Here is a 17,250-nt window from a genome sequence, read left to right as displayed (position 1 = left end):
CAATGGAGAAGATGAAGAAGCACTTTTTACGCCGAATGGCGCTTGTGATGGCGCTGCTGACGCTGGGCTCTGCCGTGCTGGTGGGCTGCGGCGAGCAGAAGGAACCGGAACCGGACCCCAAGGATGAGGTCATCGTGGAGCCGGAGCCCATCCAGCTGCCGGACGGCGTCAGCTTCGATGAGAAGAAGTACCCGGACGTGTTCGGGTTCATCCAGATCCCCAACGCCACCCAGTGCGCCATCAGCAAGGGCCACTATCTGGCGCAGAGTCCCAAGTCCACTAAGAGCAGCACCGGGTATGACGACGATTACTACCTGCAGCGCGATTTGGACGGCAAGACCAACAAGGCCGGCTCGCTGTACATCCAGGCGTACTACAACAAGTCTGACCTCAGCGACCCCATGACGGTGATCTACGGCCACAACATGGCCAACCGGACCATGTTCGGCGGTTTGCAGAGCTACGGTGAGACGCTGAAGTTCGACGACAACGCCGTGATGTACATCTATCAGCCGGGCCGTCAGCTGACCTATAAGTTCTTCGCATGCATCCCCTATGATACCAGCCACATCCTGTACTACCACGACTTCAAGGACGAGAAGGTGTTTAACGCATTCTTTGAGGCGCTGGGCAAGGCGGCCAGCGATCCTAAGTACAAGAGCGACACCAACCAGAACGCCTTTTACAGTGCCGAGGGCTGCGTGAACGTGGACAAGACCAACCTGCCCCAGGCGGGCGACAAGGTGGTGGTGCTGTCCGTGTGCAAGAACGGCGACGATCATCACCGCTATCTGCTGATGGCAAAGCTGGTGGAGGACTCCGCCGCGCCCATCACCATGACCCGCGGTGAGGCCGAGGCTGCCGGTATCCCGGCGGACCGTATCCAGGACAAGGCAGCGGCAGACGCCGCGGCCGCTGCCGCGAATGTCTCTGCGGTGGAGGATGCTGCCGCCAATAAGACCGACACTGCCAGCAAGACGGATACGGCCAAGACGGAGCACAAGGGCTGAGTCGGACCTGAAAAACAAAAACCTCCCGGACTGTGTGGTCCGGGAGGTTTTTCGGTATGCTTTCAGAGGGCGCCGCCGTCGGTCTGCGTCAGCAGATCGGCCAGGGAGACACTGTCCAGATAGTCGTTGATGATGGTGTCCAGCTTTTCCCACATGGGGAGCGTGGTGCAGTGACCGGCGCGGGGGCAGGTGTTTTCGTCGCCCTCAAGGCAGGTGACGGGGGCCAGAGAACCCTCGGTGAGGCGGAGGATCTGGCCCACAGAGTAGTCGGCGGCGGGGCGGTTCAGGCGGTAGCCGCCGCCCTTGCCACGAAGGCCGTCCACCAGGCCGGCCTTGGACAGCACGGAGATGATGCTCTCCAGATATTTTTCAGAGATGCCCTGCCGTTCGGCAATGGCGGGCAGGGGGAGATAGGCGGCGCTGTCGTCCTGAGCCAGCTCCAGCATGACCCGGAGGGCGTAACGGCCTTTGGTAGATACGAGCATGGGAAGACCTCCCTTGTGTTAGTAAACATAGTATAGCACTATGTTTATGCGATTGCAAGGGGAAAACGCTCACATATAGTGGTACGTATTCCGCTTGAGCACCAGAAAGACGCCGGAGATGATAAAGGCAAAGATCTCAGCGGCGGTGATGGCCCACCAGATACCGTCCACGCCCAGAAGTATGGGTAGGACGACAACGGAGCCGGCCTGGAACACCAGCGTCCGCAGGAAGGAGATGGCGGCGGAGACGGCACCGTTGTTCAGGGCGGTGAAGAAGCCGGAGGCAAAGATGTTGAAGCCTGCCAGTAGGAACGACCAGCAGAACAGCCGGAAGGCATGGGTGGTCAGAGCGTAGAGGCTGGCATCGTAGCCCACAAACAGCCGGGACAAGGGGGCGGCCAGCACACGGGCCAGGACCGTCAGGGTCACGCCGCCGATGGCCATCAGCAGGGCGCTTTTCCGCAGGAGATTTTTCAGCTCACTGTGGTGCTGCGCGCCGTAGTGGAAGCTGACCACCGGCGCGCTGCCGATGGAGTAGCCGATGAAGATGGCTACGAAGATGAACTGGACGTACATCAGAACGCCGTAGGCGGAGACGCCGTCCTCGCCGATCAGGCGCATGAGCTGGAAATTGTAGAGCATACCCACCAGGGAGGAGGAGATGTTGCTCATCAGCTCGGAGGAGCCGTTGCCGCAGGACTGGAGGATGGGGCGCAGACGCAGTGCGGCGGGCCGCAGGCGCAGCAGGCTGGTGTTGGGCCGCAGGAAGTAGATCAGGGGCAGTACGCCGCCCACACACTGGCTCAGACCGGTGGCGATGGCCGCGCCGGCCACACCCCAGTCGAAAACGGCGATGAAGAGCGCGTCCAGCACCATGTTGGTGATGCCGGCGGCCACGGTGACGAAAAGGCCCAGGCGGGGCTTTTCGGCGGCGATGAAGAAGCTCTGGAACACATTTTGCAGCATGAAGGCGAAGGTGAAGCCGGTGACGATGCGGCCATAGAGAATGCAGTCGGCCATCATGGCATCAGACGCGCCCAGCAGACGGGACACGGCGGGCATGGTGAGGATGCCCACGGCGGACAGCACTGCGCCCAACAGCAGTGTGAACAGTACCAGCATGGAGAAGGTACGGTGGGCCTCCTCCTGCTTGCCCTCGCCCAGCAGCTTGGACACCAGGGCGGTGCCGCCGGTGCCGATCATGAAGCCCATGCCGCCCAGGATCATCACGAAGGGCATGACCAGGTTTACGGCGGCAAAGGGCGTTTTGCCCACGAAATTGGAGACGAACAGACCATCCACCACGCCGTAGATGGACGTGAAGACCATCATGCAGATGGAGGGAAGCGTGAAGCGCAGCAGCTTGCCATACGTGAAATGATCGGACAGCCGTATGAGCTTGGACATAAAAACCTCCTGTCGAAAAAAGTAGCTCCATCATAAAGATGGAGCTAAATCATCCCGCCGAAGGCGGAGTTTGAACTTGGTGACCCGTACCGGATTCGAACCGATGTTAAAGGCGTGAGAGGCCTCTGTCTTAACCACTTGACCAACGGGCCGTATAGAAAATCACCGGCGGTCGGGTCGGTGATTCGCTATTACTGGTACACCTTCAGGGACTCGAACCCTGGACACCCTGATTAAGAGTCAGGTGCTCTACCAACTGAGCTAAAGGTGCATATCCTGTTAACGGTGTTATTATAGTCGATGTGCACCGATATTGCAAGCTTTTTTTGCGAAAAGAACAGGATTTCTTTGAAATCAGGGAGAGAGCCGGAAAAGCGGGGGCTTTTCCGGCTCTCTGCGGGAAAGGAAAGAAGAACTGTCAGTTTTTCCACTCCACATACAGCTCGCGGACGGCATTATCATCGGCGGGCTTGGCGGGGGCGGCCGCGGGAGCTGCGGGCGCCTCGGCAGCGGGGTGGTCACGCTTTTCGATGAACTTGGGCGCCACCTGGGGGAACAGCGCCAGGCTCAGCACATCCTCGTCGGACTTGGCCAGACTCTTGAACTCCTCGCGGTACTTCTCCAGCTCCGGCTCCAGCAAATCGGCGGGACGACAGGTGATGACATCCTCAGGGGCGATGCCCGCCTTGGTGCGGACCTCCTCGTTGACCTCGCCGGGCAGCTTGCCGTATTCACCCTTGAGCATGGCGCGGGACTCCTTGGGGAACGTCTTGTAGCGCTCGCCCATGATGACGTTCATCACGGCCTGGGTGCCCACGATCTGGGAGGAGGGCGTTACCAGCGGGGGATAGCCGAAGTCCTTGCGGACGCGGGGGATCTCTGCTAGTACGTCATAGTATTTATCCTCTTTGCCAGCCTGCTTCAGCTGGGAGATCAGGTTGGAGAGCATGCCGCCGGGCACCTGATACAGCAGGGTGTTGGTGTCCACGCGGAGGACCTTGGGGTCCAGGATACCGGCATCCTGCAGGCGCTGGGCCACCTTGCGGAAGTGGGCGGCTACGGGGGACATCTTCTCCAGGCTCAGGCCGGTGTCACGGACGGTGCCCTGCAGCGTGGCCACCAGAGATTCGGTGGCGGGCTGGCTGGTGCCGTTGGCCATGGGGGAGAGAGCGGTGTCCACAATGTCCACGCCGGCGTAGGCCGCCATCAGCAGCGTCATGTCGCCGGTGCCGGAGGTGTTGTGGGTATGCAGGTGGATGGGGACGGAGACCGTCTCCTTCAGTGCCTTGACCAGAGAATAGGCCTCCATGGGCAGCAGCAGGTTGGCCATGTCCTTGATGCAGATGGCGTCAGCGCCCATGTCCTCCAGTTCCTTGGCCAGCTTGACGAAGTAGGCCTCGCTGTGGATGGGGGAGATGGTGTAGCTGAGGGTGGCCTCCACCTGTCCACCGTATTTCTTGGTGGACTTGATGGCCTGCTCCAGATTGCGCACGTCGTTCAGCGCGTCGAAAATACGGATGATGTCGATGCCGTTTTCGATGGACTTGGCGCAGAAGGCGTCCACCACATCGTCGGCATAGTGCTTGTAGCCCAAGATATTCTGGCCACGGAAGAGCATTTGCAGCTTCGTGTTCTTCACATGCTTGCGGATGGTACGCAGGCGCTCCCACGGATCCTCGTTCAAAAAGCGCATACAGGCGTCGAAGGTGGCGCCGCCCCAGCACTCCAGAGAGTAGTAGCCGATGGTGTCCAGCTGCTCCAGTGCGGGCAGCATATCCTCGATGGTCATGCGGGTGGCCGCCTGGGACTGGTGCGCGTCGCGGAGGATGGTATCGGTGATGAGCAGGGGCTTATTAGACAGAAATTCCATAGTTACCTCCTATTAACCGAACAGGGAGATCAGCACGCCCGCGGCGATGGCCGAGCCAATGACGCCGGCCACGTTGGGGCCCATGGCGTGCATCAGCAGGAAGTTGCCGGGGTTTTCCGCCTGGCCGACCTTCTGGCTGACACGGGCGGCCATAGGTACGGCGGACACACCGGCAGAGCCGATGAGGGGATTGATCTTCTCCTTGAGGAACAGGTTCATGAACTTGGCCAGCAGGACGCCGCCGGCGGTGCCGAAGCCGAAGGCCACCACGCCCATGCCCATGATAGCCAGAGTCTTGGGGCTGAGGAAGGTAGCGCCGGTAGCGGTGGCGCCTACGCTGATACCCAGGAAGATGGTGACGATGTTCATCAGCTCGTTCTGCATGGTCTTGCTGAGGCGATCCAGCACACCGCACTCCTTGGCCAGGTTGCCCAGCATCAGGCAGGCGATCAGCGGTGCGGCGGAGGGGACCAGCAGGGCCACGAACACCGTGACCACGATGGGGAAGAAGATCTTTTCCTTCTTGCTGACCTCACGCAGGGGCTTCATGACGATCTGGCGCTCCTCCTTGGTGGTCAGCGCCTTCATAATGGGCGGCTGGATAACGGGCACCAGGGCCATGTAGGAATACGCCGACACGGCGATGGGGCCCAGCAGGGCCGGGGCCAGCAGGGCGGTGACGAAGATAGCCGTGGGGCCGTCCGCGCCGCCGATGATGCCCACGGAGGAGGCCTCGGCGCCGGTGAAGCCCAGCAGGCGGCAGCCAACGTAGGTGAGGAAAATGCCCAGCTGGGCGGCAGCGCCCAGCAGCAGGCTCTTGGGGTTGGCGATCAGGGGGCCAAAGTCGGTCATGGCGCCCACGCCCATGAAAATAAGGCAGGGATAGATGCCCAGCTTGATACCCAGGTACAGCACATCGATCAGACCGACGCTGACAGTGACATTACTGAGGGTCATGCCATAGGAGGCGAGGTACTGCTCGGCAGTTACCAGGGCGTCCAGCTGGTTGGACAGCGTGCCCACGGCCTCGGAGCCGCTGGCGGCAAGCTGTGCCATCAGGTTATCGAGCACACCGGGGTCGAACGTACTCTGCGCCGCCGTCATCAGGGAGTCGGCGTAAGGCTGGAGCATATCGGCAGATACGCCGTTTGCCAGCATTTCCGAGAGGAACTGTGCCGTGATGGGCTCGCCGCCGAACAGGTCCCAGTGGACGTGTCCGCCGGCGAACAGGATCTCGTGGAACATCTCCGCGCCGGGCAGGTTCGTCACCAGCATACCGAATGCGATGGGTACCAGCAGCAGCGGCTCAAACTTCTTGACGATACCCAGAAACAGCAGCACAACGGCAATGACCAGCATAATGGCACTCTTCCAGTTGTCGCCCTGGAAGAACTGGTAAAAGCCGGTGCTTACAAAGAAATTGGCAATAGCTTCCATGTGCAGTCCTCCGGCGTCAGCCGATGGTGCACAGCATCGCGCCGGACTCCACGGCGGCGCCCTTGGTCACAGACACGGAGGTAACGGTGCCGTCGCAGGGAGCCATGATCTCGTTCTCCATCTTCATGGCCTCCAGGATCATCAGCACGTCGCCCTTCTTGACGGCGCTGCCGTTGGACACGTTCACCGCCAGAATGTTGCCGGGCATGGGAGCGCAGACCTTTTCGCCGCCGGCAGGGGCTGCGGCGGGGGCGGGAGCAGCCGCAGGGGCGGCCACGGAGACAGCGGGAGCTGCGCCGGTGATCTCCTCCAGCTCGACTTCATACACGGTACCGTTGACATTGACTCTGTACTTTTTCATGGTGAAATCCTCCTCACACATTACACTTTCTTCATGGATACGATACGGATGGCGGAGACATCGGTCCCCATGTCCTCGGCGATGGCAGCGGCTACGGCGGCCATCATCGCGGGGGTGACGGCGCCGGGTGCGGGCATGGCGGCGGGAGCCGCCGGCATCTGGGGCACGGTCTTGGGCGCGGAGGTGCGGGCGCATACCCAGCTCATCAGTGTGACCAGCAGTATGATGCACAGCAGCCCGGCAAACACCGTTCCCAGGCCCATCAGCACGACGAACAGGTTGGAATATTCAGGCATGGTTTGGATCTCCTCCCATACTAATATAGATTACCCACATTGTACCAAACATTTGGTAGTAATGCAATCCGAAAACGGCTAAAACTGCAAAATTGTGAGAAGTCCTAAAAAATTTTTTGGTTCATTGACGGAATACACAAACCACAGGGAAACGACCTTTCCTTGGAAGAAAATACTTTCCATCCGCTATTGTCTGTGCTATACTGTATTTCTATTCCGAAAGCAGGGGAGGCGCGGCTATGCGGTACGAAAATGTGGTGCAGGGCCGCTTTCTCTCGCGCCCCAATCGCTTCATTGCGCTGGTGGAACTGGACGGCGCCGAGACGGTCTGCCATGTGAAGAACACCGGACGCTGTCGTGAACTGCTGGTACCGGGGGCTGAGGTGTATCTGGTGCCGGGTGTCACGCCGGGGCGTAGGACACCCTACGATCTTGTCGCGGTGAATAAGGGCGGCAGACTGATCAATATGGACGCCCAGGCACCGAACCGGGCGTTTGCGGAGTTTGCACGGACCTTCGACCCGCAGGCCGAGAGCATCCGGCCGGAGTTTCGCTTTGGCGAGTCGCGGCTTGATTTCTGCTTGACGCGGCCCGACGGGCTGCACCTGGTGGAGGTCAAGGGGGTCACGCTGGAGCAGGGCGGCCACGCCCGCTTCCCGGATGCGCCTACGGAGCGGGGCGTGAAGCACGTGCATGAATTGATACGCGCTGTGGAGCAGGGCTGCCGGGCTACGGCCTTCTTCGTCATCCAGATGGCGGAGGTCGTTGATTTTGCGCCCAACGATGATACACATCCCGCATTCGGCGCGGCCCTGCGGCAGGCGCGCGAGGCGGGGGTCAGCATTGCCGCTTACAGCTGCCGTGTTGCGCCGGACGCCATGTATATCGATCACCCTGTGCCGGTGGTTTTGTGAGGAGAGTGTCCGTATGACATTGCTGGAGATATTCCTGATCGGCATCGGTTTGAGTATGGATGCCTTTGCCGTGGCGATATGCAAGGGACTGGCCATGCCGGACAAGGTGCATAAGAGGAGCGCGTTTCTCATCGCCCTGTATTTCGGCGTATTTCAGGCGGTCATGCCCGCGCTGGGCTGGCTGCTGGGCTCACAGTTTGCCCATTATGTGACGCGGTTCGCGCCCTGGATCGCCTTCGTGCTGCTGGCATGGATCGGCGGGAATATGATTCGCGAGAGCCGCGCTGAGGAAGAGGAGGACGAGCAGCCCTCCGACGGGCAGGTGAAGCACAAGGAGCTGCTGGTGCTGGCCGTGGCCACCAGCATTGACGCCCTGGCCGTGGGCGTCACGTTTTCCATGGTGGAGCTGTCTGTGTCCATCTGGATGGCCGTCTGTCTTATCGGCTGCACCACGTTCCTGATCTCCCTGGGCGGTGTGTATGTGGGCAATGTGTTCGGCGCAAAGTACAAGAATAAGGCTGAATTCGTGGGAGGCACTATCCTGATTCTGATAGGTGTGAAGATCATTCTGGAGCATTTTGGCGTGCTGTAAAAAGATCCCCCGGCGATGTATATCGCCGGGGGATCTTTTTACAGATGTGCGAGCAGATCCATAGTAATGCGGGCGGTGATGCCCCACAGGTGGTAAGGCAGGCCGTGATACACCGGGACCTCCAGCCGCCAGGGACGCCAGGGGTAGTCCGCAGGGACGCCGGCGTCCGCATAGGGGAAATCCGGGGCCTCCACTGGCTGCCGGTACAGGTAGACCTCCGGCGGATGCGCCTTCAACTCCCGAAGGGGCAGCAGGAAGGTGCCGGCTACCTCCTCCGGCGCGGGGCGCATGGCTGCCAGTGCCGCAGGGTCCACCTCACCCAGCACGGGCCGGAGCAGGCTGCCCGCACGGATGTGGATGAAGTCCATTTCGCCGATAACGGTCACGGCGCTTTCCGGGATGCCAAGCTCCTCCCAGGTCTCCCGCAGGGCGCACTGGATGGCCGTTTCCCCCGCCTCGCGCTTGCCGCCGGGGAAGCACACCTCGCCCGGCTGCCGGACGCTGGCGGAGCGTATCTCGTACAGCAGGCAGTATTCGCCGTCCTGACGGACCAGGGGGACCAGCACGGCGGAGCCGCCTCTCTCACCCATCAGCGTGGGCGTATGCGCCGCGTAGTAGCCGCGCAGGGGGGAAATATCCATGATCGGGCCTCCTCTCGGTCAAAAGCGGAGCTTGTCCGCATTGTTTTTATCGATGTTTGGTTGTATCGCAGAGCGGCCTGCGAAAAAAGACGTCCCCGCCTTGCGGCGGGGACGCGTAATGCGCGGTAGATCCTCAGCAGCTGCACCCGCAGCCGCCGTTATTGCCGCCGCAGCCGCAGCCATTGCCGCAGCCGTTGCCGCAGAACAGGAACAGCAGGATGATGGCGATGATGATCCAGCAGCAGCTGCTGCCGCCAAAGCAGGAATTCTGATTACACATACCGTAACCTCCTATGAAAATTTGACCGCCACATCGGTCTCATTCTCATAGTATGCCGGCTGCGGTAAAGTGTGCGCCTCAGAGCTGCGAGATGCGATAGCTGAGCGTCAGCAGGGTGTCCACAAAGTGGATGTCCTCGAAGAAAACGCCGTCCTCCTTGGTGGAGAGCTCCACATTGGTAAAATTCCAGAAGCCGCGCACACCCAGACCGATCAGACGGTCCGCCAGCGGCTGGGCTACATTCTGCGGGACGGTCAGGACCGCCACGTTGGGGTGATAGTTGGCGACATATTCCTCCAGCTCATCCATCGAGTGGACCGAGACGCCGCGGATCTCCGTGCCGATCAGCGCGGGGGAGACATCAAAGGCGGAGTCGATCCGGAAACCGACCTTATCAAAATCAAAATTCTGCAGCAGGGCGTGACCCAGATGGCCCACACCGATCACAATGATGCGGTGGCCGCTGTCTATACCCAGGATGTGGCCGATCTCCGCACGCAGCTCGGCCACATTGTAGCCGTAGCCCTGCTGGCCGAACTCACCAAAGCAGCTCAGGTCCTGCCGGATCTGGGAGGCGGTGATGTCCATCTTGGCGCCCAGAGAGTTGGAGCTGATACGCACCACGCCTTTGTTGTACAGATCGTCCAGATACCGATAGTACCGGGGAAGACGATGAATGACAGCATCGGAGATTTTTTGCTTCTTCATAGAAAAACCTTCTTTTGTGTGGAATGCGGCGCACAGCGCTCGATGTATTGTGGTTATTCTACAACAAGTCTGTCAAGTTGTCAACTTTTTTAACAAAGTCGGAAGAAAAAATTTTCTTTACTTTGTGCCGGGAAGGTGGTATAGTAATGGGGCTGTAAGCTGATAAAACAGAATATGCGCCCGTAGCTCAGTTGGATAGAGCGTTAGACTCCGACTCTAAAGGCCGCTGGTTCGAATCCAGTCGGGCGTACCAAAAACCGTCTCAAACATATCGCTTGAGACGGTTTTTATATGCGGAAAGTTAGGAGAATTGAAACCCGATTTGACCACTACTGCACATTTTGCGATCCAACTAAGCTATTACGCTATGTCATATCTCCAGCATCCCTTGCAGTTCCGCGCTGGCGGCCTTTTTGTTCTTGTCGAAGGCGTGGGTGTAGATGTCCAGCGTGGTGGAGGGCTGGCTGTGGCCGAGAATGCCCGCCACCGTTGCCACATCCGTGCCGCCTGCAATCATCAGGCTGGCGGCGGTGTGCCGGAGGGAGTGGACGTTCAGTTCCTGCGGCAAGCCGTTTTTCTTGAGGATCAGCTTGAAGCGGTAGGTGAAGGTAGTGGGCGTCATGGGAAGCCGCGCTCCCTGACGGCGGAACAGGAAGTCATCGGCGGTCAGCTCCCGCTGATCGTAGGTCTCGGTGATGTATGCGCATTCCTGCCGGTACTCCCGCAGGAGACTTTCCATTTCGGATGAGAAGTACACATAGCGGTTGCCCGCGCAGGTCTTGGGTTCCTTGACGAAGATCTCCTCGTCCGTCACCTTGACCGCGTTGCGGCAGATGTGGATGGACCGCTGCTCCCAACCAATGTCGCACCACTTCAGACCGCAGCACTCACCCCGCCGCATTCCTGTGGCGATGATGAGCTTGAAGTAGGTCTCATACTTGATGCTCTCGCCCTCCAGCGCGGCGATGATCTTCTGCGCCGTTTCCTCGTCCGCGATCTTCTTTTCGCACTTGCGCCCGGCGTAGCGGTAGGTGCGCCACGCCGGATTATGCGAAAGAAAGCCACTCTCCACGGCATCAGAGAGGATGCTGCACAGCGTAGCGTGCACGCCCTCAATGGTGTACTCGGAGAGTGGCTTTTTTGTGTCGGGACGGATAGCTTTTCGCAGTTCGGCGTAGAAATTCCGGAAGTGCTCCGGCCGCAGCTCGGTGAGCTTGTAGTGGCCCAGCGCCGGGAGGATGCGCTCGATGTCCTGCCGGTCGCGGCGGATGGTGGACTTTGCCAGCTTGCTGGGTGCAACCGTCTCCAGCCACAGGTCGATGTATTTTGCCAGCGTGAGCTGCTGGACGGGCTGCGGCGTGTGGCGGCATTCCCGCTCAAAGAGGACGGCCTGTTCGTTGAGCCACTTTTCCACCTGCTTGGGCGTCAGTTCCTCCGGCGGGTGTACGGTTTTCTGCTGGGGCTTGATGCGGTTTCCGTTGTAGTCGTAGCCCATGGAGACTACGATGAGATAGCTGCTGCCGCGCTTGCGGATGCTTGCCATAAAATGACCTCGCTTTCATTTGACCTCAATACAGTTGAGGTGGATTTTGCAAGCACAACATACTGCAAGCGCATAGGCAAAGCTACTGTAATTTATCCGAAAACCGAATTTCTACGAAAGCGACAATCAGGCGCTGTGCCGTCTTTGGGAACAACCAGCAGCCAGATTAAAAATCGGACTGCCGTCCGACCGGAGCATGGTGCGCATGGAGGCTGCCGCCTGTTCTTTCTGTTTCTGCTGTGGATGGCAGTAGGTGCGCTCTAAGAATCCTGTATCAGCGTGGCCGACAATATCTGCCACCGTTTGCTTGTCCACGCCGCAGTGCAGCAGTGATGTCACGAAGTAATGGCGCAGGGTGTGGAGATGGTACTCCCGCGGAAAGCCGATGGATTCATAAATCTTCCGCAGCCGCTTGGTGAAGGTGTCCGGGTGGATGAGCTGCCCCTGCTCGTCGGTGAAGAGGTGGGGGCTGAGCCTGCGGCGCTGCTTGTCCGCCTCCATCTGCTTGCGGCGCTTGTAGGCGAGGAGGATGCCGCGCAGATCGGAGGAGAGATAGACTTCACGTCTCTTGCCGTTTTTGGTGCTGCCTTCCACGATGCCCTTGCCGGGAACGCTGCTGCGGGAGCGGCTGACGGTGAGCAGGAGACCATTTTGCGTGGCGGTGAAGTCCGACCATTGCAGAGCGCACAGCTCGCCCCGGCGGCAGCCGGTGTACATGGAGAGCAGATAGAACAGGCGGTAGTTCCGCGGCTCCTTTGCCAGCGCGTCCAGCAGCTTTTCCACCTCGCTTCGCGTGGGGATACGCTGCACCGTGCGCTGCGGTGTGGGGAGGTCTAACATCCGCGCGGGATTCTTCTCGATGATCTCATTGCGCTTGGCGTCGCTGAGTACGGCGGAGACCACAGAGAGGTATCGCTGCGCGGTGGATTCGTTGATGCGCTTTCCGTGGTGCTTGCGCTTGCGCAGCTCGGAGAGCATATTTTCCAGTGCCATCGGTCGGAGCTTATTGAGGCGGATGCCGCCGATCATGGGATACACCACCTCCAGCATCCGGCGGTATGCAGCGATGGTGCTGGGGGCATATTTCGTCTGCCGCTTCAGCCAGCGGGAGGCGAATTCCTCAAAGGTCATCTCGCCGTCCTCGGCGTAGCCAGTCTTGAAGCTGCGCTCCAGCTCTTCGGCAGCGTGGGCGACATACTGCCCGATGCCGCGCTTGGGGACACCGGGCGGGACTTGGATGGTCTTCGCCTTGCTGATTTTTTTGCCGTTGGGTCGGTAGCCGTTGCTGACGGTGATCTTATACCGTCGCTCATCCAATTGCTTGATGCTTGCCATTCTTACAATCCTCCCATGGTCTGCTGCTGTTGCTTTTTCTGTTCTTCTTGCGCAGCCTGTTCATCCAATTTTCCTTTCATTGCCAGAGCTGCGCCTGCGGCGAAGCCGATCACAGCACCGAGGTTTTCGGCGGCGATCTTCGCTTCCATGCGCCGCCGCTTTTCCTCGGCGTCCTCATCCTCGTCCATCAATGTCCCCGCGACAGCCAGTCCGGCCACGGCAGGCATCAGAGGAACAGGCCGCGGATCGCCGCCGCGCCATACCAACCCGCCAGTGCCGCTGTGCCAAGGATCAGCATCAGCATGATCCACTTGAGGGCCACCAGCAGGCTGAAGTTCGGGAGCCAGTCGATCCACTCGGAGGAATATTTCTCGCTCAGGTTCCCAACCCGTTCCAGCAGTTCGTTCATCTCCGTCAGCGATTTCTGCATCTCCGTGAGCGACCTCTGCACCCCGGACAGGTCGGTGTGCGTTTTCAACTCCGGCAGCATATTCCGAATTTCCTCCAGCTCCCAGTTTATTCCATCCGCCTGCTGTGTCAGCTTGCTCATAGCCTGCGGCAGCGGACATTGGATCACGATGGGGTGCATCGGCTGTGTCGGTGTACTCGGCGGTGCGCTGCTCAGCAGATTTTTCGGCTTCTCCGCATCGGCGCGGTTGCGGGCCTTCAGCTCGTCCGTGGATAATCTCCGCTCGTACTCTGAATTCATGCTCCATGACCTCCTTGCAATACTTTTCTTCGTGTAATTTACTGTCCCGGCACCTCATGCCCTCCGGCGTGGTGTAGGTGATGTACTTGCGTCCGCTTTCCCATCGTACCTGATAGCCCTCAGATTCCATCAGAGAAATAAACGCATCTTTGTCGGCGGCATATTTCATGCACTCGTCGATGGCGTTCATGAGCCGCAGCTTCCAGCTTTGGCCTTTCAGCGCTGTATGATACTCCGCGCCGCCCATGCCGCGGGCCTGCTGCGTGGTCGGCTCAAAGACCGGCAGGCCCATTTCCAGACAGATCGCATCGTTGCGCCGCATCAGCTCCTGGATCTGTTCCTTTGCCATGTGCAGCTTTTTGCCGGTCTCAAAGTTAACGGAGTTGATGACGCAGTGGGAGTGGATGTGCTCCCGGTCTACGTGGGTGCAGACCAACACCTCGCAGCCGGCGAAGTATTCCGCCAGCCGCCGCGCGGCTTCGTGGGCCTGCCGGGGATCGACCGCCGCGCCCTTCGGAAAGCTCTGCACCATGTGGTAGAACAGCACGCCGCCGTCCTTGTGGTAGAGCAGCTTCGTGTTCAGGAAATCGTCGTAGACGCTTTGGGGCTGGCAGTTGATGCCGCTGATGAGCGGCCCATCCTCCCATGCGGTTTTCCTCTCCTGCATGACGTAGAGCATCACGCCGCGCATGGCGGCGCGGGACTGCGTGCCCCGCTTGTAGTTCACAAAATGTACGATGGCCATACGGCTCACCGACCTTCCAAGACTGACCGCAGAGCGGCGCTGACCTCGGACAGTTCCTGCGCGGCCTTGTCGAGACCGATGACCTGCACCTTGCCCATGTTGGCAAGGACGGTGAGGCGGTTGATGTTGCTGCCAATGCCCTTGAGCTGGCGGAGCAGCTCTTTCTGCTCGTCGATGACAATGATCCGCTTGCCGAGGCAGCAGGCAGTGACGTATTCGCTCATGGACATATGAGCCTTCGCCGCCAGCGCTTTGATCTTCTCGCGGTCAGCGGACGCCATGCGCGTACTGAATTTGATATCTTTTTTCATAATCAATGACCTTTCTGAAATGATTTCTCTCGTCCCCTCGGAGATCTGGGGGTCTTTAAGTGGGTGTGGGCTTCTGCCCGAAAATGGGGTGTGGGGCCACGCCCCGCCCAGTGCATTTGGCAGGGCAGCGGCTTCGCCGCAGACCAGACAAATGCGATGCTGGCCGTCGCCGCCACCTGAGTGGGCGACGATTCCCGCGTCCCGCGCCGTGTGCGGTAAACAGCTCTCGGCGTGTACACCACCACCCCAGCCCCGAACCGCGCACACAGCGGCTCACACGCCGAAACACGGCGGGTTCTCAGGGTCGATGGTGACGATGTTTTCGGTAGTGAGATCATCGACCCCATCGGCCCTTTTCAGGCAGATCAGCCGGTCGCCGTTGCTCTTGCGGAAGGACACCGTAATACCGTTTCGCCTTAGAGCGTCAACGCTTTTGCGGATTCGGTGGGAAAAGCTGTTGGGGGTCAGTCCCTCCGTACCGACAGGGTCGATCTTTTCCAGCAGCACCTTGGCAGGGGCGCTGATCTCCGGCTGCTGGCGCAGCAGTTCAGAGAGAAGAAAAAGAATTCTCTCACTGGGCTGCTCCGTCTGTTCGCAGTCATCCGACAGCAGCTTCCAGACATGATCCTCGCCATCGAACTCCAATGCCAGTTCCCGGTAGGGGATGTCCCGCCCGGTGCAGTAGAGCGTGGTGGTGTTTTCTCTGCGCTTGCTCTTGCGGAGGACGAAGTTGCTGTCGGTGGCACCGCTGAGTCCGGTGGTGCCGGAGATCATGTTCATGGGATCATCGTCATTCATCTTCCGCAGGTGATGCACCAGCAGAATGGCGATGCGGTGTTTGTCCGCCAGCGCTTTCAGAACGCCGATGTCCCGATAGTCGCTGGCATACGGGTTTGCGTCATTGCCCACGGTGCGGATACGCTGGAGCGTGTCGATGACGATGAGCCTGGTCTGCGGATGCTCTTTCAGGAATTGCTCGATCTGTTCCACCAGCCCGTTGTGGAGCTGCTGGGACATGACAGCGAAGTGCAGCGTGGGCGGCGCGTCCTCCGTGAGATCAAAGAGGCGGCTTTGGATACGCTGGAAGCTGTCCTCCAGACAGAGGTACAGCACCTCGCATGGGCGCGTGGCGAAGGTCCAGAGCGGCTTGCCCTGCGCGGCGCAGAGACACAGCCACAGTGCCAGCCACGATTTGCCGATCTTCGGCGCGCCTGCCAGTAGGTGCAGTCCCTGGGGCAGCAGATCGTCGACCACGAAGGAGACCGGCTCATAAGCGGTGCTTTGCAGCGTGTCCGCGTCAATGGTTTGCAGTCGTTTGATTTGAGACATAAAAAACCTCCGGATAAAAGGATAAGGGCAGAGACCTCGCTGCAGTCGAGGCTCTAACCCTTTCACTTGATTATTCTGTATTTTTTGATAGAATGAGAATATCGCAGGACAGCTGTAAAACGGATATGGGACAGGAGGCGGGCTTTTGAAGATCGGAACGGATCAGTATAACACATTTGACACCATGACAATGGACTGCTGGAATGACCGTGTGTACTACGAGGGAAAGGAATTTCCAGCGGGACATTTTGCGGCGGAGATCTTGAACTTTGCCGGTGCGATCCACGATCCTCTTCTGGAGCGTATCGCTGTGCTGACGGCGCTCGTGGACGATTTGAGCACAGCCGAAAAGAGCAAGCGCCATGATATTGCGTCACAACTGAAACCGCTGCTGCGTAACACAGTTTCATGGTTGTATACTTGTCCTCCGTTTTGCTATTGCGAAGAGCAACGCGCGTATGAGAATCTTGAACATGCTTTGAGTGAGGAGCGGCTCGATCGGGACTACGAGGAAGAGGAGGCGCATCTTCCGTACTTGGCGCTTTCCTTTTGTGAGCCGATCCTGAGAAGCTTGGTGGCAATCTATAATTTTTGCCTGCTCATCCGCGCATTTGAAAGGAAATATCTGCGCGGATCGAAGCAGCGTAATGCAGACGCCTTCGCAAAGGCGGCGCATGAGTGCTTTGATGAGGATGACAGCTTTCTGATCCTGTTGGAGCAGATGCCGTTTGGCGGGGTAGAGGAGTTTTTCTCCTATCCAAGAGTTATCACAGGATTCAAATATTTTCAGGATGAGAACAATGAGGAAAAATGGAAAACCGCGCAGCGTGTGATTTGCAAGCGTGCCATTGACTTTTATGTGTTCGACCTGATGAACGGATTGCACCACGGCCACGCGCCCAGCCAGTGCCAAGGCTGCGGAAGATACTTTCTGACCACCAACGGCCACATCCCTAAATACTGCGACGGCGTCGCCCCGCAGGACAATCGCTATACCTGCCGGCAGTACGGCGCGATGATGCACCAGAAGGAGCAGAACAAACAGCACCCGGTCTACCGCCTGTTCAATACCCGCACCGACACCATCCGCAAGCATCACCAGAGAGGGAAGATCTCCGATGACCTGCGGCGGGAGGCACTGTATCTGGCGGGGAGCTACCGGGACAAGGCACTGATGGACAACGACTATGCCGCTGACGGATATGCGCGGGACATGGAATTGGAACACATTTACGCGGAGGCAGAGAAGCGGCTGAAATGAGGAAGGGGGGGCATTC

General features: G+C 59.2%; 18 protein-coding genes and 3 tRNA genes. 5 read left to right on the top strand and 16 right to left on the bottom strand.

What is annotated here, in order from left to right; genetic code table 11:
* Positions 1-2: 2 nt before the first annotated feature.
* On the top strand, positions 3-1,010 hold the full coding sequence (locus tag ACOMDU_RS04905) for a class B sortase (RefSeq protein WP_421129334.1): 1,008 nt from the start codon (positions 3-5) through the stop codon (positions 1,008-1,010).
* 62 nt (positions 1,011-1,072) lie between these two features.
* Here the strand turns inward: ACOMDU_RS04905 and ACOMDU_RS04900 are convergent, their stop codons facing one another.
* From ACOMDU_RS04900 to ACOMDU_RS04865, 8 genes are all read right to left on the bottom strand, one after another.
* Positions 1,073-1,495: an RrF2 family transcriptional regulator gene (locus ACOMDU_RS04900; protein WP_421129332.1), complete on the bottom strand. Its 423-nt coding sequence runs from the start codon at positions 1,493-1,495 to the stop codon at positions 1,073-1,075.
* Positions 1,496-1,564: 69 nt separating this feature from the next.
* Positions 1,565-2,902, bottom strand: a complete 1,338-nt coding sequence (locus ACOMDU_RS04895; protein ID WP_421129331.1) for an MATE family efflux transporter — start codon at positions 2,900-2,902, stop codon at positions 1,565-1,567.
* A gap of 77 nt (positions 2,903-2,979) precedes the next feature.
* A tRNA-Glu gene (locus ACOMDU_RS04890) sits at positions 2,980-3,054 on the bottom strand.
* 43 nt (positions 3,055-3,097) lie between these two features.
* Positions 3,098-3,173: transfer RNA gene (locus tag ACOMDU_RS04885), tRNA-Lys, on the bottom strand.
* A gap of 147 nt (positions 3,174-3,320) precedes the next feature.
* Entirely contained in the window at positions 3,321-4,772 is a 1,452-nt protein-coding gene (locus ACOMDU_RS04880) for an oxaloacetate decarboxylase subunit alpha (RefSeq protein WP_421129330.1), read from the bottom strand.
* A gap of 12 nt (positions 4,773-4,784) precedes the next feature.
* Positions 4,785-6,209 carry a sodium ion-translocating decarboxylase subunit beta gene (locus ACOMDU_RS04875; protein ID WP_421129328.1) on the bottom strand — a complete coding sequence of 475 codons (1,425 nt, stop codon included), beginning with the start codon at positions 6,207-6,209 and terminating at the stop codon, positions 4,785-4,787.
* 16 nt (positions 6,210-6,225) lie between these two features.
* Positions 6,226-6,570, bottom strand: coding sequence for a biotin/lipoyl-containing protein (locus ACOMDU_RS04870; protein ID WP_421129326.1), 345 nt, complete (start codon positions 6,568-6,570; stop codon positions 6,226-6,228).
* A 20-nt stretch (positions 6,571-6,590) separates the two neighbouring features.
* Positions 6,591-6,866 (bottom strand): OadG family protein, encoded by a 276-nt coding sequence (locus ACOMDU_RS04865; RefSeq protein WP_421129324.1) that lies wholly within the window; start codon positions 6,864-6,866, stop codon positions 6,591-6,593.
* A 239-nt stretch (positions 6,867-7,105) separates the two neighbouring features.
* Between ACOMDU_RS04865 and sfsA the strand changes: the two genes are divergently transcribed.
* Positions 7,106-7,780 carry a DNA/RNA nuclease SfsA gene (sfsA, locus tag ACOMDU_RS04860; RefSeq protein ID WP_421129323.1) on the top strand — a complete coding sequence of 225 codons (675 nt, stop codon included), beginning with the start codon at positions 7,106-7,108 and terminating at the stop codon, positions 7,778-7,780.
* Positions 7,781-7,793: 13 nt separating this feature from the next.
* The gene (locus tag ACOMDU_RS04855; RefSeq protein WP_421129321.1) at positions 7,794-8,372 is read left to right on the top strand and encodes a manganese efflux pump MntP; all 579 of its coding nucleotides are present in this window, start codon (positions 7,794-7,796) and stop codon (positions 8,370-8,372) included.
* Between the two features lie 38 nt (positions 8,373-8,410).
* Here ACOMDU_RS04855 and ACOMDU_RS04850 read toward each other — a convergent pair whose 3' ends face one another.
* The 3 genes from ACOMDU_RS04850 to ACOMDU_RS04840 form a co-directional block, all read right to left on the bottom strand.
* Complete coding sequence (locus ACOMDU_RS04850; protein WP_421129319.1) at positions 8,411-9,013, bottom strand: NUDIX hydrolase; 603 nt, start codon at positions 9,011-9,013, stop codon at positions 8,411-8,413.
* Positions 9,014-9,146: 133 nt separating this feature from the next.
* Positions 9,147-9,293: a hypothetical protein gene (locus tag ACOMDU_RS04845; protein WP_022136104.1), complete on the bottom strand. Its 147-nt coding sequence runs from the start codon at positions 9,291-9,293 to the stop codon at positions 9,147-9,149.
* 78 nt (positions 9,294-9,371) lie between these two features.
* Positions 9,372-10,001, bottom strand: coding sequence for a redox-sensing transcriptional repressor Rex (locus ACOMDU_RS04840; RefSeq protein WP_022136103.1), 630 nt, complete (start codon positions 9,999-10,001; stop codon positions 9,372-9,374).
* A 176-nt stretch (positions 10,002-10,177) separates the two neighbouring features.
* Between ACOMDU_RS04840 and ACOMDU_RS04835 the strand changes: the two genes are divergently transcribed.
* Positions 10,178-10,254 (top strand) — tRNA-Arg (locus ACOMDU_RS04835).
* Positions 10,255-10,371: 117 nt separating this feature from the next.
* Here ACOMDU_RS04835 and ACOMDU_RS04830 read toward each other — a convergent pair.
* From ACOMDU_RS04830 to ACOMDU_RS04810, 5 genes are all read right to left on the bottom strand, one after another.
* Positions 10,372-11,544, bottom strand: coding sequence for a tyrosine-type recombinase/integrase (locus ACOMDU_RS04830; RefSeq protein ID WP_421129316.1), 1,173 nt, complete (start codon positions 11,542-11,544; stop codon positions 10,372-10,374).
* Positions 11,545-11,670: 126 nt separating this feature from the next.
* Entirely contained in the window at positions 11,671-12,879 is a 1,209-nt protein-coding gene (locus ACOMDU_RS04825) for a tyrosine-type recombinase/integrase (RefSeq protein ID WP_421129314.1), read from the bottom strand.
* A gap of 2 nt (positions 12,880-12,881) precedes the next feature.
* Complete coding sequence (locus tag ACOMDU_RS04820; RefSeq protein WP_421129312.1) at positions 12,882-14,333, bottom strand: relaxase/mobilization nuclease domain-containing protein; 1,452 nt, start codon at positions 14,331-14,333, stop codon at positions 12,882-12,884.
* Between the two features lie 5 nt (positions 14,334-14,338).
* Positions 14,339-14,644 carry a plasmid mobilization protein gene (locus tag ACOMDU_RS04815; protein WP_421129310.1) on the bottom strand — a complete coding sequence of 102 codons (306 nt, stop codon included), beginning with the start codon at positions 14,642-14,644 and terminating at the stop codon, positions 14,339-14,341.
* Positions 14,645-14,917: 273 nt separating this feature from the next.
* On the bottom strand, positions 14,918-15,973 hold the full coding sequence (locus tag ACOMDU_RS04810) for an AAA family ATPase (protein ID WP_421129308.1): 1,056 nt from the start codon (positions 15,971-15,973) through the stop codon (positions 14,918-14,920).
* 145 nt (positions 15,974-16,118) lie between these two features.
* Here ACOMDU_RS04810 and ACOMDU_RS04805 point away from each other — a divergent pair, with 145 nt between their 5' ends.
* Complete coding sequence (locus ACOMDU_RS04805) at positions 16,119-17,234, top strand: DUF6076 domain-containing protein (protein ID WP_421129307.1); 1,116 nt, start codon at positions 16,119-16,121, stop codon at positions 17,232-17,234.
* Positions 17,235-17,250 lie beyond the last annotated feature (16 nt).

The organism is Vescimonas sanitatis (genome assembly GCF_049060325.1).
Classification (GTDB): domain Bacteria; phylum Bacillota; class Clostridia; order Oscillospirales; family Oscillospiraceae; genus Vescimonas; species Vescimonas sanitatis.
The sequence above is the reverse complement of the archived record's forward strand: the minus strand, read 5'-3'. Positions and strand labels throughout refer to the sequence as shown.

Coding starts and splice junctions, on each gene's coding strand:
- ACOMDU_RS04905 (WP_421129334.1), top strand. CDS start 3: ATGGAGAAGATGAAGAAGCACTTTTTACGCCGAATGGCGCTTGTGATG.
- ACOMDU_RS04900 (WP_421129332.1), bottom strand. CDS start 1,495: ATGCTCGTATCTACCAAAGGCCGTTACGCCCTCCGGGTCATGCTGGAG.
- ACOMDU_RS04895 (WP_421129331.1), bottom strand. CDS start 2,902: ATGTCCAAGCTCATACGGCTGTCCGATCATTTCACGTATGGCAAGCTG.
- ACOMDU_RS04880 (WP_421129330.1), bottom strand. CDS start 4,772: ATGGAATTTCTGTCTAATAAGCCCCTGCTCATCACCGATACCATCCTC.
- ACOMDU_RS04875 (WP_421129328.1), bottom strand. CDS start 6,209: ATGGAAGCTATTGCCAATTTCTTTGTAAGCACCGGCTTTTACCAGTTC.
- ACOMDU_RS04870 (WP_421129326.1), bottom strand. CDS start 6,570: ATGAAAAAGTACAGAGTCAATGTCAACGGTACCGTGTATGAAGTCGAG.
- ACOMDU_RS04865 (WP_421129324.1), bottom strand. CDS start 6,866: ATGCCTGAATATTCCAACCTGTTCGTCGTGCTGATGGGCCTGGGAACG.
- sfsA (WP_421129323.1), top strand. CDS start 7,106: ATGCGGTACGAAAATGTGGTGCAGGGCCGCTTTCTCTCGCGCCCCAAT.
- ACOMDU_RS04855 (WP_421129321.1), top strand. CDS start 7,794: ATGACATTGCTGGAGATATTCCTGATCGGCATCGGTTTGAGTATGGAT.
- ACOMDU_RS04850 (WP_421129319.1), bottom strand. CDS start 9,013: ATGGATATTTCCCCCCTGCGCGGCTACTACGCGGCGCATACGCCCACG.
- ACOMDU_RS04845 (WP_022136104.1), bottom strand. CDS start 9,293: ATGTGTAATCAGAATTCCTGCTTTGGCGGCAGCAGCTGCTGCTGGATC.
- ACOMDU_RS04840 (WP_022136103.1), bottom strand. CDS start 10,001: ATGAAGAAGCAAAAAATCTCCGATGCTGTCATTCATCGTCTTCCCCGG.
- ACOMDU_RS04830 (WP_421129316.1), bottom strand. CDS start 11,544: ATGGCAAGCATCCGCAAGCGCGGCAGCAGCTATCTCATCGTAGTCTCC.
- ACOMDU_RS04825 (WP_421129314.1), bottom strand. CDS start 12,879: ATGGCAAGCATCAAGCAATTGGATGAGCGACGGTATAAGATCACCGTC.
- ACOMDU_RS04820 (WP_421129312.1), bottom strand. CDS start 14,333: ATGGCCATCGTACATTTTGTGAACTACAAGCGGGGCACGCAGTCCCGC.
- ACOMDU_RS04815 (WP_421129310.1), bottom strand. CDS start 14,644: ATGAAAAAAGATATCAAATTCAGTACGCGCATGGCGTCCGCTGACCGC.
- ACOMDU_RS04810 (WP_421129308.1), bottom strand. CDS start 15,973: ATGTCTCAAATCAAACGACTGCAAACCATTGACGCGGACACGCTGCAA.